Annotated in this window: 15 protein-coding genes; all 15 read left to right on the plus strand. The window is 29.2% G+C overall.

Annotated features, from left to right (window positions below):
- Positions 1 to 2: 2 nt before the first annotated feature.
- The 15 genes from lgt to ftsZ all read left to right on the plus strand — a co-directional run bounded on the left by lgt (position 3) and on the right by ftsZ (position 15,845).
- Positions 3 to 761, plus strand: coding sequence for a prolipoprotein diacylglyceryl transferase (gene lgt / locus ACEXNK_RS06610; protein ID WP_373598443.1), 759 nt, complete (start codon positions 3 to 5; stop codon positions 759 to 761).
- Positions 762 to 764: 3 nt separating this feature from the next.
- Positions 765 to 1,700: a 16S rRNA (cytosine(1402)-N(4))-methyltransferase RsmH gene (rsmH, locus tag ACEXNK_RS06615; RefSeq protein ID WP_373598442.1), complete on the plus strand. Its 936-nt coding sequence runs from the start codon at positions 765 to 767 to the stop codon at positions 1,698 to 1,700.
- Positions 1,701 to 1,831: 131 nt separating this feature from the next.
- Positions 1,832 to 2,188, plus strand: coding sequence for a septum formation initiator family protein (locus ACEXNK_RS06620; protein WP_373598441.1), 357 nt, complete (start codon positions 1,832 to 1,834; stop codon positions 2,186 to 2,188).
- An 11-nt stretch (positions 2,189 to 2,199) separates the two neighbouring features.
- Positions 2,200 to 4,179, plus strand: coding sequence for a stage V sporulation protein D (locus ACEXNK_RS06625; RefSeq protein ID WP_373598440.1), 1,980 nt, complete (start codon positions 2,200 to 2,202; stop codon positions 4,177 to 4,179).
- 236 nt (positions 4,180 to 4,415) lie between these two features.
- Positions 4,416 to 5,789, plus strand: coding sequence for a UDP-N-acetylmuramoyl-tripeptide--D-alanyl-D-alanine ligase (locus ACEXNK_RS06630; protein ID WP_373598439.1), 1,374 nt, complete (start codon positions 4,416 to 4,418; stop codon positions 5,787 to 5,789).
- A 38-nt stretch (positions 5,790 to 5,827) separates the two neighbouring features.
- A complete protein-coding gene (gene mraY, locus ACEXNK_RS06635; RefSeq protein ID WP_373598501.1) occupies positions 5,828 to 6,793 on the plus strand; it encodes a phospho-N-acetylmuramoyl-pentapeptide-transferase in 966 nt (321 codons plus the stop codon).
- An 18-nt stretch (positions 6,794 to 6,811) separates the two neighbouring features.
- Positions 6,812 to 8,170 carry a UDP-N-acetylmuramoyl-L-alanine--D-glutamate ligase gene (gene murD / locus ACEXNK_RS06640; protein ID WP_373598438.1) on the plus strand — a complete coding sequence of 453 codons (1,359 nt, stop codon included), beginning with the start codon at positions 6,812 to 6,814 and terminating at the stop codon, positions 8,168 to 8,170.
- A gap of 32 nt (positions 8,171 to 8,202) precedes the next feature.
- Positions 8,203 to 9,333, plus strand: a complete 1,131-nt coding sequence (gene spoVE, locus ACEXNK_RS06645; protein WP_373598437.1) for a stage V sporulation protein E — start codon at positions 8,203 to 8,205, stop codon at positions 9,331 to 9,333.
- 16 nt (positions 9,334 to 9,349) lie between these two features.
- Positions 9,350 to 10,558, plus strand: a complete 1,209-nt coding sequence (murG, locus tag ACEXNK_RS06650) for an undecaprenyldiphospho-muramoylpentapeptide beta-N-acetylglucosaminyltransferase (protein ID WP_373598436.1) — start codon at positions 9,350 to 9,352, stop codon at positions 10,556 to 10,558.
- An 84-nt stretch (positions 10,559 to 10,642) separates the two neighbouring features.
- Positions 10,643 to 11,896 (plus strand): UDP-N-acetylglucosamine 1-carboxyvinyltransferase, encoded by a 1,254-nt coding sequence (gene murA, locus ACEXNK_RS06655; protein WP_373598435.1) that lies wholly within the window; start codon positions 10,643 to 10,645, stop codon positions 11,894 to 11,896.
- Positions 11,897 to 12,021: 125 nt separating this feature from the next.
- Positions 12,022 to 12,759: a cell division protein FtsQ/DivIB gene (locus ACEXNK_RS06660; protein ID WP_373598434.1), complete on the plus strand. Its 738-nt coding sequence runs from the start codon at positions 12,022 to 12,024 to the stop codon at positions 12,757 to 12,759.
- Between the two features lie 17 nt (positions 12,760 to 12,776).
- Positions 12,777 to 13,472, plus strand: coding sequence for a DUF881 domain-containing protein (locus ACEXNK_RS06665; RefSeq protein ID WP_373598433.1), 696 nt, complete (start codon positions 12,777 to 12,779; stop codon positions 13,470 to 13,472).
- A gap of 3 nt (positions 13,473 to 13,475) precedes the next feature.
- On the plus strand, positions 13,476 to 14,162 hold the full coding sequence (locus tag ACEXNK_RS06670; RefSeq protein WP_373598432.1) for a DUF881 domain-containing protein: 687 nt from the start codon (positions 13,476 to 13,478) through the stop codon (positions 14,160 to 14,162).
- A gap of 52 nt (positions 14,163 to 14,214) precedes the next feature.
- On the plus strand, positions 14,215 to 14,568 hold the full coding sequence (locus ACEXNK_RS06675; RefSeq protein ID WP_373598431.1) for a small basic family protein: 354 nt from the start codon (positions 14,215 to 14,217) through the stop codon (positions 14,566 to 14,568).
- Between the two features lie 104 nt (positions 14,569 to 14,672).
- Positions 14,673 to 15,845, plus strand: a complete 1,173-nt coding sequence (gene ftsZ, locus ACEXNK_RS06680; RefSeq protein ID WP_373598430.1) for a cell division protein FtsZ — start codon at positions 14,673 to 14,675, stop codon at positions 15,843 to 15,845.
- The last annotated feature ends 43 nt before the right edge of the window (positions 15,846 to 15,888 follow it).

Here is a 15,888-nt window from a genome sequence, read left to right on the forward strand (position 1 = left end):
TTATGGATAGAGTTGCATTTACTATATTTGGAATAGATGTTATGTGGTATGGAATACTTATGGCAACAGGAATGGTTTTAGGAACACTTATAGCTATAAAAGAAGCAAAGAGAGTTGGAATAAAAGAAGATGATATATTAGACTTAGCTATAATAGCTATACCTGTAGGATTAATATGTGCAAGATTGTATTATGTAATATTTAATTGGGAATATTACTCTAATAATCCATCTCAAATATTAAACTTTAGAGGTGGAGGTATGGCTATACACGGAGCATTAATAGGTGGTATAATAGCAGGATACATTTTTTCAAGATATAAGAAAATTAACTTTTTAAAATTAGCAGATACTGTAATAATTGGTATGCCGTTAGCTCAATCTATAGGAAGATGGGGTAATTTTATAAATCAAGAAGCTCATGGAGGGCCTACTAACTTACCTTGGGGTATAATGGTAGATGGAGTAAAAGTACATCCTACTTTTTTATATGAATCTGTATGGGATTTAGGTATATTTATATTTTTATGGTTATTTAGAAAAAAGAAATCATATGAAGGTCAAGTTATAGTTTTTTATGCTATATTATATTCTCTAGGAAGATTTTTTATAGAAGGGCTTAGAACTGATAGTCTTATGATTGGACCTCTTAGAATTGCTCAAGTTATGAGTTTATTAGGAGTAATAGGAGGTATAATAGTTCATATATACTTATCAAAGAAAAATAAAAAAGAAACAAAAGATGACACTAAGGAGCGATAAAATATGGAATTTCATCATGTATCAGTACTCTTAAATGAGTGCATTGATAACTTAAATATAAAACCAGATGGAGTGTATGTAGATTGCACAATGGGTGGAGCTGGACACTCTAAAGAAATAGTAAAAAAATTATCTAAAGATGGATTGTTTATAGGATTTGACCAAGATATAAATGCTATAAATACGGCAAAAGAAAGATTAAGTGAGTATAGTGACAGAGTAAAGTTTGTTCACAGTAACTTTGAAAATTTAAAGGAAGAACTAGCTAAATTAGGGATACATAAGATTGATGGAGTACTTGCAGATTTAGGAGTATCTTCACATCAATTAGATGAAGCTGATAGAGGTTTTTCATATATGCAAGATGCACCATTAGATATGAGAATGGACATAAGATGTTCTTTTTCAGCATATGATGTAGTAAATACATACAGTGAAGAAGAACTAACAAAAATAATTAAAGAATATGGCGAAGACAATTGGGCAAAGCGTATAGCTAAATTCATAGTTGAAGGTCGTCAAGAAAAAGATATAGAAACTACAGGTGAGCTAGTAGAAATAATTAAAAAAGCTATACCTAAGAAAGCTAGAATAGATGGACCTCATCCTGCAAAAAGAACATTCCAAGCTATTAGAATAGAAGTGAATAATGAGTTGGGTGTTATAACTGAAATGATAGATGATGCAGCTTCTATAATGAATGAAGGTGGAAGAATATGTATAATAACATTCCATTCACTAGAAGATAGAATAGTAAAAAATGCATTTAGAGATTTAGCTACAGATTGCATATGTCCATCACATTTACCTATATGCCAATGTGATAAAGAAGCTTTAGTAAAGGTTATAACTAGAAAACCTATACTACCAACAGACAAAGAAGTAGAAGAAAATCCAAGATCAAGAAGCGCTAAATTGAGAGTTGCTGAAAGAATATAAAAGTCTAAGCGAAAGCTTAGACTTTTTTGTTTTTTATTAGAATAATTTTGGGATAATCCTTAAAAGGAAGATATTATAGAAAAGTTAAATATAATATATAACTATTTCTATAATTTTTAAGGAGATATATTATGAAAAGAAAAAATAAAATACAAGATATAAATGAATATAGAAGAAACAAAAAGAATAATTATAAAAGAAGAATATTAAAAAAAGTATTTAAAAAAGTTATTAAATTGAGTTTTGTTGCTAGTATATTATTTATTATTTTAGGGTGTATGTATGCTTATAGTGAAGTGTCTAAGTTAAAGTATGAAATAGGAAGATTAGAATCTGAATTACATACTAAAACAATAGAAAGAGATAATGTACAAGTTGAAGTAGACTTGCTTACAAGAAGTAAAGAGATAGAAAAAACAGCAAATGAAAAATTGGGAATGGATTATCCTAAAGAAAATCAAATAAAACATATAGAAGTATCTAAGTAGGGGGGAGTTAATTGAGCAAGATTAAAAAATTGAGTAAGAAAAGGCTAGTAGTAGTTTTGATACTAGCTTGTATTGTATTTTTTATGCTTATATTTAGAACTGGATATTTACAAATAGTAAAAGGAGACTGGTTAACGGAAAAAGCACTAGATCAACAAACAAGAGATATACCAATAGAACCTAAAAGAGGAACTATATACGATAGGAATATGAAAGAATTAGCAGTAAGTGTTACTAAATACACTGTTTGGGCAAAACCAGTAGAAGTAAAAGATAAAGAAAAATCAGCAAAGGCTATATCGGAAATAATAGGAGAAGAGTATGAAGAAGTTTTAAAACTATTAAAAAAGAAAGATATGGCATTAGTTAAAGTTAAGAGATGGATAGATGATGAAAGTGCAGAAAAAATAAGGGATGCTAAATTGCCAGGAATATGGGTTGCAGAAGATAATCAAAGATATTACCCATATGGAAACTTTGCATCCTATGTTTTAGGTCATACATCAGATGATGCAACAGGAATAGCAGGGATAGAGATGGAGTATGACAAACATTTAAAAGGTCAACCTGGAAGACTTATTGTAAGTACTGATGCATCGGGAAGAGAAATACCTCATGGAATGGAAAAGTACTATGAGCCAGTGCAAGGTAATGGGCTTGTACTTACAATAGATGAAGTTATACAACATTATACTGAAAAAGCAGTTCAAAAAGCATATGAATTAAATAATGCAAAGCGTGTTACAGCTATAGCGTTAGATCCAAAAACAGGGGACATATTATCTATGGCATCAAAACCAGATTATGATCCAAATCAATCAAGAACTCCAATATATCCATATTATGAAGAAGAACTAGATAAATATAGTGATAAGGATAAAGTAAAGGGATATTTTTCTATGTGGAGAAATCCAGCAGTAAGTGATACATATGAACCGGGATCTACTTTTAAACTTATAACATCAGCTGCAGCATTAGAAGAAGGTGTTATAAAAGAAGGTGAGAAATTTACCTGTACGGGAAGTGTTACAATTGGGGGAAGAAAAATTAAATGTTGGAGACATTACAAGCCTCATGGAGAACAAGAGTTTAAGCAAGGAGTACAGAATTCTTGTAACCCTGTATTTGTTGAGTTAGGTCAACGTTTAGGAGTAAGTAAACTATATGATTACATAGAAGCTTTTGGGTTTATGGATACTACAAAACTAGATTTACCAGGAGAAGCAAAAGGTATATTATACAATGAGAAAAATGTAGGACCAGTTGAACTTGCAACTATATCATTTGGGCAATCTATATCAGTTACACCTATGCAATTAATAACTGCTATAGGATCTATAGCAAATGATGGAAAACTTATGGAGCCTAGGTTAGTAAAAGAAATGGTTGATAATCAAGGTAATGTAACAGAAACTATAAAACCTAACGTGGTTAGACAGGTTATATCTGAAGAAACTTCTAAAAAAATGTTAGAAATAGCGGAGTCTGTTGTAAGTGAAGGTTCTGGTAATAAAGCGTATATACCGGGATATAGAATAGGAGGAAAAACTGGAACTGCACAAAAAGTTATAGATGGAAAATATGCTCAAGGAAAATATATTTGTTCATTTGTAGGTATAGCTCCATGTGATGACCCAGAGATAGTAGTGCTTGCTATAGTTGATGAACCTACAGGAGTGAGTGCTTTTGGTAGTACTACAGCAGGACCTATAGTAAAGGAAATTATGAATGATTCATTAAAATATCTAGGAGTAGAACCTAAATATAATGAAGAAGAAAAAGAAGAGTTTGAAAAAGAAAAAGTAAAAGTTCCTAATATAGTTGATTTAAATATAGAAGATGCATTAAAAGTACTAGAAGAAAGTAAATTAAAGCCTATACAAGATGTAGATACTGAAGTTAAGAAAAATGCAAAAGTTATAGATATGTTTCCAAAGCCAGGAGCAGAAGTTCCTATAGATTCAGGTATAGTTATATATACAGAGAATTAATAAACATCTTCAAAAAAGATACTATATAGTATATAATTAATAAGCTAGTAGTTTAAAAGAGCAATGTATATAACATTATATACATTGCTCTTTATTAGGATTTTAAAAGTTTTACAAAAATGTAAAATATTTTATATTCTATAAAACTATGTATGAAAATATTATGAATATAGATGATGAATTTTAAAAAAAGATTTATAATGTTTAATGAGACTTATTTTGAAGGAGGTTTAAGTATGGAATCACTATCCATAAAAGAACTAGTAGCAGGATCTAATGGAAACTTAGTACAAGGTAATGAACTAGAAAAAATAAATAACATAGTTATAGATAGTAGAAAGGCTAAAGAGGGAGATGTCTTCATAGCTATAATAGGCGAAAGCTTAGATGGACATAAATTTATGAAGTCAGCACTTGAAAATGGATGTAAAACTTTTATAAAAAATAAAAGTAATGGCATAAAATTTGAAAGTTCGGATATAAATTTAATAGAAGTAGAAGACACTACGAAGGCATTAGGAGATATAGCTAAATTCTACAAAGAAAAATTTAATATACCATATATAGGAGTAACAGGAAGCGTAGGTAAAACTACAACTAAAGATATGATATATTCTGCTATATCTACAAAATTCAATACTCTTAAAAATGAAGGAAACTTCAATAACCATATAGGTGTTCCGCTTACATTATTTAACTTAAATTGTAATCATGAATGTGCAATAATAGAAATGGGAATGTCTCACTTTAATGAAATAGAGTATTTAGCTAATATTGTTAATCCTAAAATAGGGGTTATATCAAATATAGGCTTATCACATATTGAAAATTTAGGCTCTCAAGAAGGAATATTAAAAGCTAAATTAGAAATAACTTCAAATTTTGATAAGTCAAATACTCTAATAGTAAATGGAGATGATGAGTATTTAAAAACTATATGTAAAGATGAACTTAACTATGAAATAAAAACATTTGGATTTGACAAAACTAACGATATATACTGTACTGAATACTGTATAAATGAGGAAGAGTTAAGTTTTAAATGCATAATAGACAATAAAGAAGAAGAAATATTCATACCTACTGTAGGAAAGCATAATATATATAATGCTATGGCTTCAATTCTTGTAGGATTAAGTCTTGATATGAACTTAGAAGATATAAAGTCAGGATTAAGAAACTTTAAAGCTAGTAAAATGAGACTAGATATAATAAAAAAAGATAATTTAACTATAATAAATGATGCATATAACGCTAGTCCAGATTCTATGAAAGCAGCATTAGATATATTAGGAAGATATGAAAAGAGAAAAGTTGCAATACTTGGAGATATGTTCGAGATGGGACAACATTCTGAGTACGGACACAGACTTGTAGGAGAGTATGCAAACAAAAACGCTGATGTTTTAATTACAATAGGGCAAGACTCTAAATATATAAGTGATGAAGCAATAAAAATAGGATTAGAACCAAACTGTGTACACCACTTTTATAATAAAGAAGATGCTATAGAGAAATTAAATGATATAATAAGTAAGGATGATATAGTTTTAGTTAAAGCATCAAGAGGTATGCAGCTAGAAAATATAGTACAATATTTAAACAGGTAGACAACATTTAAGAAAAGCCAACAAGGGAGAGGAGTTATATTATGTTAGGAATAACAGAACTTACGTATACATCGATGATTTCATTTCTTATAGTACTTATACTAGGACCAATATTTATACCTATGTTAACTAAATTTAAATTTGGTCAGACGGTAAGAGATGATGGACCACAAACACACTTACAAAAAAATGGAACACCTACTATGGGTGGAATAATGATGATAATAGCTATATTAGTAACAGTACTTACTAGAACTAAAATAAGCTCAGATATGACTATGGGACTTTTATGTATTGTAGGATTTGGGCTTGTAGGATTTATAGATGACTTTATGAAAATAAAGTTTAAAAGATCACTAGGATTAAAAGCTTATCAAAAGTTATTATTACAAGTGGCTCTTGCTACTTTATTAGCATATTATCAATATACAAATTCGCCAAGTGCAGCACAGTTTACAATACCATTTACAACATTTACATTTAATCTAGGGTCGTTATACATTCCAGTTATGGTAATTATAATACTTGGAACAGTAAATGCAGTAAATTTAACTGATGGATTAGATGGATTAGCATCAGGTATAACAGTAATAGTATCAGGATTCTTTATGATACTTGCAGCTAGTTATGGAAATACAGATATAGCAATATTAGCAGCGGCTACTATAGGGGCTTGTATAGGATTCTTAGGATTTAACTCTTATCCAGCTAGAGTATTCATGGGAGATACAGGTTCTATGGCTTTAGGAGGAGCTGTTATATCATTTGCTGTACTTACAAATAATGTACTAATAATACCTATAGTTGGAGGTATTTACTTTGCAGAAGCTATATCAGTTATACTTCAAGTAGGTTCTTATAAATTAAGAAAGAAAAGAATATTTAAGATGGCTCCTATACATCATCATTTTGAACAATGTGGATGGCCTGAAACAAAAGTTATATTTGTGTTTTGGATAACATCTATAGTATTAGCATGGATAGGAATAATAGCAGTATTCTAATTTACGGGGGTAAGTACAATGGATTTACAAAATAAAAATGTATTGCTTGTAGGATTAGCTAAAACAGGCGTATCTACTATCAAAAAATTAGATAAGTTAGGTGCAAATATAATAGTAAATGATATAAAAACAAAAGATAAATTAGAGGAAATAATTAAAGACATACAGAACTTAGAGAGAGTAGAATATATACTAGGGCATCATCCAGAAGATATAAGCAACATAGATTTAACTATAGTGTCACCAGGAGTTCCACTAGATTTACCTTTTATACAAAAAATAAAAGAAGCTAATATTAAGATAATAGGAGAAGTAGAATTAGCATATAGACTATCTAATCATCCTACTTTTATAGGAATAACAGGAACAAATGGAAAAACTACAACTACAAGTTTGGTAGGGGAAATATTTAAAAAAGCTAACAAGGACACTTACGTAGTTGGTAATATTGGAAATCCTGTTATAGACACAGTAGACTTAACTGATGAAAAATCATTTCTTATAACAGAGTTAAGTAGTTTTCAATTAGAAAGCATAGAGGATTTTAAACCTAAAGTAAGTACTATAATAAACATTACAGAGGATCATTTAAACAGACATCATACTATGGAAAATTATATAGAAGCAAAGGCTAGGATATATAAGAATCAAGATGCAAATGACTTTTGTATATTAAATTATGATGATTCTATAGTTAGAGAATTAGCTAACTATACAAAAGCTAAAGTTTTATATTTTACACAAAAGGATAAAGTTGAGCAAGGTGCATATCTAGATGAAAATAATAATATAGTTATAGATATAGATGGTAAAAAAATTGTATTAATGAATAAAAATGAACTAAGTTTACCTGGAAGCCACAACTTAGAAAATGCAATGGCAGCAATTTTAATGTCATATGTATCTAATATAGATATAGACGTTATAAAAGAAACTTTAAAGACATTTAAAGGCGTAGAACATAGACTAGAATTTGTTACAAATAAAGATGGAATAATGTTTGTAAATGATTCAAAAGGAACGAATCCAGATTCAACTATAAAAGCTATAACTTCATATGAGAGACCGATAGTTTTAATAGCTGGAGGAATGGATAAGCAAAGTGATTTTACAGAAATGATGAAATATGCGACTAAAAATGTTAAAGCGCTGGTATTATTAGGAGAAACTGCTGATAAAATTGAGTTAAGTGCTAAAAATCAAGGAATTGAAAATATAGCTAAAGTAAGCTGTATGGAAGAAGCAGTGAAAAAAGCTTACGAGATAGCTCAATCAGGAGATGTTGTTTTATTATCACCAGCTTGTGCAAGTTGGGATATGTATCCAAACTTCGAGGCAAGAGGATTAGACTTCAAAGATAATATATATAAACTATAGATATATAATGGGAATGGAGGTAGGTCTAATTAATGCCTAAAGAGATAGTAAAGAAACGTGTTAGTAGGGGGATAAAAACAGATTTTGATAGTGTTGTATTTTATACAACGATGTTATTAGTATTTATAGGAATCATAATGGTTTTTAGTGCTAGTTTTATACAATCTACATTTAAACTAGATGATTCCTATTATTTTTTAAAAAGAAATTTAATTTATGCAACACTAGGATTTATTGCGATGATTTTTACATCTAAGATACACTACAGATTTTGGGCTAAAAATGCAAAAAAATTAGGTGTTTTGGTTACGATACTTTTGATTTTAGTTTTATCTCCATTAGGAGTATCATTAAATGGAGCTCAGAGATGGCTAGGATTTGGAGGGTTGACTATACAACCTGCAGAGTTAGCTAAATTTGCAACTATAATAATAACGGCCAAACTTATAGAGTTAAAATATGATAATATAAAATCACTAACAAAAGGAATAATACCACTTCTCATAGTACCTAGTATTTTCTTTGCATTAATAATACTACAACCAAACTTATCTACTGCAGGAACTGTAATACTTGTGACATTTGTCATGGTATTTGTTGCAGGTATGGATATGAAAATTGTATATGGAATGTTTGGAGCTGGAGTAGCTCTGTTTGCGGCTATGGTTTTAGCTGCACCATATAGATTAGCTAGAGTAACTTCATTCTTAGACCCCTTTAAAGATCCATTAGGGGCAGGATATCAAGTTATTCAAGGATTATATGCGCTAGGATCTGGAGGTTTATTTGGACTTGGGTTAGGTAAGAGCAGACAAAAATATTTTTACATACCAGAACCACAAAATGACTTTATATTTGCTATAATAGGTGAAGAGTTAGGGCTTATAGGATGCGCTATAGTTATAATGTTATTTGTATTTTTAGTTTATAGATGTATAAGAATTGCAATTAGATGTCCTGATGTATTTTCATGTATGCTAGTTGTGGGTATAGGAGGGCAAATAGGAATTCAAGCGGCTCTTAATATCGCTGTTGCAACTTCATCTATGCCTGTAACAGGAGTTGCATTACCCTTTATAAGTTATGGAGGAACCTCCCTTATAATATTCATGGCAGCAGTAGGGATAGTATTAAATGTCTCTAAACATGTAAAAATGAACTAGACAGGAGATGGAATAAATGAAAGTTTTATTATCAGGTGGTGGAACAGGAGGACATGTATATCCTGCCATAGCCATAGCAAACAAAATAAAAGAAGAAAATCCAGAGGCTGAAATAATATTTGTTGGAACAGAAAAAGGTATAGAATCTGAAATAGTTCCAAAGTATGGATATGAATTAAAAACAGTTACAGTTCAAGGATTTAAGAGAAAAATAGATTTTGATAATGTAAAAAGAGTATTTAAATTATTCAAAGGATTGGAACAATCAAGAAAAATAGTGAAAAAATTCAAACCAGATGTAGTTATAGGAACAGGTGGATATGTTAGTGGACCTGTATTATTCAACTCAGCTATGAATAAAGTACCTACAATAGTTCATGAACAAAATTCATTCCCAGGTGTAACTAATAAAATATTATCTAAGATGGTAACTAAAGTACTAACAAGTTTTGAGGATTCACATGTTAGATTCCCTGAAGAAAGTAGAAATAAATTAGTGCTTACTGGAAATCCTGTTAGAAAAGAAATACTTGTATCTAAGAAGAATGTTTCAAGAAGGAAATTAGGAATACAAGAAGATAAGAAAATGATTTTATGCTACGGAGGTAGTGGAGGATCAAGAAAAATAAATGATTCGATGAAATTAGTAATAAGAAATCTTGTTAATGAAGATGTAGCGTTTATATATGCTACAGGAAAAAACTTCTATGAATCATTTATGAGTGATATAGCTGATTTACAATTAAAACCTTATCAAAAAGTAGTTCCTTATTTAGAAGATATGGCAACTGCATTAGCAGCTTGTGATGTTGTAATAGGAAGTGCTGGAGCTATATCTTTAGCAGAGATAACTGCCCTAGGTAAGCCATCTATAATAATACCTAAAGCATATACAGCTGAAAATCATCAAGAATATAATGCAAAGAGTGTAGAAAGTAAAGGTGCAGGAATAGCTATATTAGAAAAAAATCTAACACCAGAAACATTAAATGAAACAGTATTTAAGTTATTAGGAGATAGAGAACTACTAGTAGATATGGCTAATGCAAGTAAAGAGATAGGGAAACCTGAAGCTATAGATATAATATATAAGGAAGTTATGGAAGTTTATAATAGAAAAAATAAACAAAGCAATAAAGAAGTAAAAACAGAAGTAAATAATGCGGATTTAAGTTCTAATGAAACTAAAGAAGTTAAAACAATAGGAATAAAAAATAAAAAGTAACATAAATCCCCCCTAGGACATAGTATTAAAAATATAAGAAGTTATATTTTAGCCTTAAATACTTGCTACTAGGGGGGATTTATTTTGTCAAAGTATATAATTAATGGAGGCAATAAGGTAGAAGGAAGGCTGTCTATAAGAGGAGCTAAGAATTCTGTATTACCTATTATGGCTGCATCTATATTGAATGAGTCTGAAAGTATAATAAATAATATTCCAAATATATCAGATGTACATGTAATGATAGATATACTAAAAAGTATAGGATGTAAAGCTGAATATAATGGATCAACGCTATATATAGATAGCTCAAATATAGATAACACTAGCATCAAAGAAGAGTATATGAAAATGTTAAGATCTTCTATAATAGTTATGGGAGCTATGATAGGAAGATTTAGGGATATAAATATAAGTTATCCGGGAGGGTGTTCGATAGGCTCTAGACCTATAGACTTACATTTGTTAGCCCTAGAAAAGTTAGGAGTACAAATAACAGAAGAAAATGGATATATATACTGTCATAGAGAATCTTTAGAAGGTAATATTATAAACTTAAAGTTTCCAAGTGTTGGTGCAACAGAAAATGCTATTTTAGCAGCTGTCAAAGCTAAGGGTACCACATTAATAAATAATGCTGCAAAAGAGCCAGAAATTGAAGATTTACAGAAGTTTTTAAATTCTATGGGTGCTAAAGTAAGTGGAGCAGGAACAAACTGTATTCAAATAGAAGGTGTTGATAAATTACATTCAGTAAACCACACGATAATACCAGATAGAATAGCTATAGGAACATATATGGTTGCAAGTGCAATAACAGGTGGAGTCTTAGAAGTTGATAAGGTTATAAAAAAACATATGGATCCTATTGTTGATAAATTAGAGAAAGCTGGTTGTACTATAGAGTATAAAGGAGATGGATTAATAATGATACCTCCTAAAAAAATCTTGCCTATAGATATAGTTAAGACAGAGCCACACCCAGGTTTTCCAACTGATATGCAATCTCAACTTATGACAATGTTATGTTTAAGTGAAGGAACAAGTGTGTTACATGAAACCATATTTGAAAATAGATTTATGCATTGTTCAGAATTAATTAAGATGGGAGCTAATATAAAAAATATAACAGATGATATATGTATGATAAAAGGTGTAAACAGTCTTAATGGAGCTACAGTAAAAGCACAAGACTTAAGAGGGGGAGCAGCATTAATATTGGCAGCATTGGTAGTACATGGAAAAACAGATGTTTTAAATATTAGCCATGTTGAAAGAGGATATGAAGAAATTGAAGTAACATTGAGAAATCTTGGAGCTGATATAAGTAAAATTTAATATAACTATAAAGAAGTCGCACTAGTAAAAATGCTATTACGATTTCTTTTTATATAAAGCTTTAAAAAGGATAAAACCTTAGTATGTAGTATTTTATATATATAAAATACTTGAGGTGAAATTGTATGAAGAAAGTAAAATATAAGATAAACAAAAGAGGAAAAGTAATTATATATAGTTTTTTACTTCTTATAATACTGTTTATGTATATATGTATTAGTGGAAGTATATTTAACTTAGAAGAAATAGTTCTAAAAGGAAATAATAAGATAAACAAAAGTGATATAATGAAAATTACATCTATTAAGTTAGGTGACAATATATTTAAATACAATATAAATAATATAGAAGATGATATACTTAAAAATTCATATGTTAATTATGTTGAAGTAAAAAGAATGTTGCCAAATAAGTTGATTATAGATTTAAAAGAGAATACAGAGGATGTAGTTTTAAAATATGGGAATAAATATGTATACATGCAAAGTGATGGATTAATCTTAAAGTCACAGAAAAACAATACTAATAAAAACATACCGATTATAAAAGGAATTGATATAGTTAGTTGTAATGTGGGAGAATTTATTGAGATAAAAGATGAAAAAAATTTAAAAAAAATATTGAATATAATCGATGAACTAAAAAGAAATAATATGTTAAGAGAAATTAACTATATAAATGTGTCAAAAAATTTAGTAGAAATTAATCTTAAAGAAGATATAATAGCAAATTTAAGACTAGATGAAAGTATATCTTATAATATTAAAAGGCTTAAAGAAATATTGATAGATTTAAAATCTGATGGAATAAATAGAGGAAATATTGATTTGAAAAATAAAGAACAAGCTATATATTCCCCGTAATATGGAGGTTGAAGTTTTTGAATTATAAAATGAGTTATAAAGCAGTGATGGGGGTAGGTATAATATTAGGGATGCTAATCAGTATACAATTTAAATCGGTAAACCAACAAAATGGAGGGACTACGACCCTTAAAAAAGCAGAACAATTAACTAGAGAGCTTGAAAGTTTAAAACGCAAGGAATTAAAATTAAAAAATGAAATTCAAGAAACAAAAGAAACTATACAGAAATATAAAGAAGAGACGAATAATAAAGAGCAAGAAAAAATATCGTTAGAAATAAAAAAATACGAAAAACTATCAGGATATACTGATGTAGAGGGACCAGGAATAGAAATGAATATAAATACTAAAGTTAATTCTAATAGTAGTATTGTATATAACTTTGATTTAATTTTATCTATAATAAATAAATTGAACTCTGCACAAGCAGAGGCTATATCTATAAACAACCAGAGAATAGTCAATGATAGTTACATAAAACTTGAAGGAGAATCTTTAAAAATAAATGACATTACAATTACAGAACCTATTAATATTAAAGCAATAGGCAATAAAGAAACTCTTGAAGCGGCTTTAAAAATAAAGTATGGTGTAATTTGGGAAATGGAGAAATATTATAATACAAATGTCGAAGTTAGTAAAAAAGATAATATAAAAATTAATAAATATAGTGATAAAATAGAACTTAGGTACTCTAAATATGGAAGATAATATATGCAAACAAAAAAAATAGTAAAACAAAAACTATTAGTTATATGTGCATTTGTATTAGGTATATGTATATCTATATATATTAAATCTTTAAATCCCCAGCAAGTATATGTTCCTTTAAGTGAAATTGATAAATTAAAAAAAGAGATAAATTATTACAAAGAAAAAAATAAAAAATTAGAAACATTATTAATTAAAGATAGATCTAGTTTAGATGTATATGAAAATAATAAAGATAAAATATTTACTATAATGAAAGATGAGTTAGTTAATCTGAAGATGAGCTCAGGATACGTAAGTGTTAGAGGCAATGGTGTTGAAGTTGAAATACATGATAGTGAAAAAGATTTAAAACAAGGTCAAAATCCAAATGACTTGCTAGTACATGACATAGATATACTTAAAATTATAAATGATTTGAAAAAATCTGGAGCGGAAGCTATATCCATAAATGGAGAACGAATAATTAGTTTAAGTGAAATAAAATGTTCTGGACCTACCATTACAATAAATGGAAAAACTTACGCGCAACCATTTATAATTAAAGCAATAGGCAATAGTGATGAGTTAAAAGCATCATTGATATCTCCTGAAACATATGCTAACTTATTGAAAAAGACTTATGGTATTTATATAGATGTAATAGAAAAAAATGATATATTTATAAATTCTTATCAAAAACATACATAAAAAACTTGAATAATATAGGTATTTCAAAGTAAAATATAGAAGGTGAATATTTATGATATGGGTAATTGGAGGCATTGCTTTAGGTATAATAGTTGGATATTACATTCCTATAACATATACAATGGATTACTCCTTATATATGTCTGTTGCAATATTAGCTGCAATGGATTCTGTTTTTGGAGCAGTAAAGTCAAGTTTTGATGGTAAGTATGATAACCTGATTTTCATAACTGGTTTTTTTGGGAATGCGATACTTGCAATATTTTTAACTTATATAGGCGATAGATTAGGAGTGCCTATGTATTATGTAGCTATATTAGTATTTGGGACAAGATTATTTAATAACTTGTCTATTATAAGAAGACATATTATATCTAATTTATCTAATAAAAAAAGAGGAAAATAAACTTTTTTGTGGAATAACTTACTTAAATATTAACAAAATGCTAATATAAAATGATATAATTAATACATAGATTTACTTTGAATATTAAATAAGGAGGTTTATAGATGCTAAACTTTGACGTAGAAATGGATAACTTTGCAAAAATCAAAGTAATAGGCGTAGGTGGCGGTGGAAATAACGCTGTCAATAGAATGGTTGAAGCGCAACTTAAAGGTGTTGAATTTATAGCTGTTAATACAGATAAACAAGCTTTATATACATCTAAAGCTGAGCATAAAATCCAAGTTGGAGAAAAACTTACAAGAGGTCTAGGAGCAGGAGCTAATCCAGAAGTTGGAAAGAAGTCTGCTGAAGAAAGCAAAGATGAAATATTAAAAGTACTTGAAGGTGCGGATATGGTATTCGTAACTGCTGGAATGGGCGGAGGAACAGGAACAGGAGCTGCACCAGTAGTTGCTCAACTTGCTAAAGAAATGGGTATACTTACAGTAGGAGTAGTAACAAAACCTTTTGCATTTGAAGGTAAAGTAAGAATGAAAAATGCAGAACAAGGGATAAAGGAATTAAAAACTAAAGTTGATACTTTGATAACTATACCAAATGATAGATTATTACAAATTGTTCAAAAAAATACATCTATGCTAGAAGCTTTCTCTATAGCTGATGATGTATTAAAACAAGGTATAGAATCGATATCAGACCTTATAGCTGCTCCAGGTCTAATAAACTTAGACTTCGCAGACGTTCAGTCTATAATGAAAGAAAAAGGTCTAGCTCATATGGGTATGGGAAGAGCACAAGGGGAGAATAGAGCTATAGAAGCTGCAAGACAAGCAATACAATCTCCATTATTAGAAACATCTATAAAAGGAGCTAAAGGAGTTTTACTTAACATAACAGGTGGAGCTAATTTAGGATTATTTGAAATAAATGAAGCTTCTACATTAGTTCAAGAATCATGTGACTCTGAAGCAAATATAATATTTGGAGCTACAATAAAAGAAGATTTAAAAGATGATTTAGTTATAACAGTTATAGCTACTGGATTTGAAGATGGACAAGACATGGAACTAGATTTAAATAAAAATAATGGTTTAAATCAAAACCAAGGATTTCAACAATCTACTGTAAATAATACAGTACAAAGAGAAGTTCAAAGACCAGTAACTCCAGAACCTAAAGTAGAAGAAGAACCTGTAGCTAAACAAAGTACAAGTTCATCGTATATAGAGAATGATGATATGGAAATACCTACATTCTTAAGAAGAAGAAGATAATATTATCTTCTTTTTTTTTGCACTTTTTTGTTTTAATAAAGTA

The sequence above is a fragment of the Paraclostridium bifermentans genome, assembly GCF_964259345.1.
GTDB classification, from domain to species: Bacteria; Bacillota; Clostridia; order Peptostreptococcales; family Peptostreptococcaceae; genus Paraclostridium; species Paraclostridium bifermentans_B.

Bases quoted from the DNA above. Each gene is read 5' to 3' on its own strand.
- lgt (WP_373598443.1), top strand. From the start codon at position 3: ATGGATAGAGTTGCATTTACTATATTTGGAATAGATGTTATGTGGTAT.
- rsmH (WP_373598442.1), top strand. From the start codon at position 765: ATGGAATTTCATCATGTATCAGTACTCTTAAATGAGTGCATTGATAAC.
- ACEXNK_RS06620 (WP_373598441.1), top strand. From the start codon at position 1,832: ATGAAAAGAAAAAATAAAATACAAGATATAAATGAATATAGAAGAAAC.
- ACEXNK_RS06630 (WP_373598439.1), top strand. From the start codon at position 4,416: ATGGAATCACTATCCATAAAAGAACTAGTAGCAGGATCTAATGGAAAC.
- murD (WP_373598438.1), top strand. From the start codon at position 6,812: ATGGATTTACAAAATAAAAATGTATTGCTTGTAGGATTAGCTAAAACA.
- spoVE (WP_373598437.1), top strand. From the start codon at position 8,203: ATGCCTAAAGAGATAGTAAAGAAACGTGTTAGTAGGGGGATAAAAACA.
- murG (WP_373598436.1), top strand. From the start codon at position 9,350: ATGAAAGTTTTATTATCAGGTGGTGGAACAGGAGGACATGTATATCCT.
- ACEXNK_RS06660 (WP_373598434.1), top strand. From the start codon at position 12,022: ATGAAGAAAGTAAAATATAAGATAAACAAAAGAGGAAAAGTAATTATA.
- ACEXNK_RS06670 (WP_373598432.1), top strand. From the start codon at position 13,476: ATGCAAACAAAAAAAATAGTAAAACAAAAACTATTAGTTATATGTGCA.
- ACEXNK_RS06675 (WP_373598431.1), top strand. From the start codon at position 14,215: ATGATATGGGTAATTGGAGGCATTGCTTTAGGTATAATAGTTGGATAT.
- ftsZ (WP_373598430.1), top strand. From the start codon at position 14,673: ATGCTAAACTTTGACGTAGAAATGGATAACTTTGCAAAAATCAAAGTA.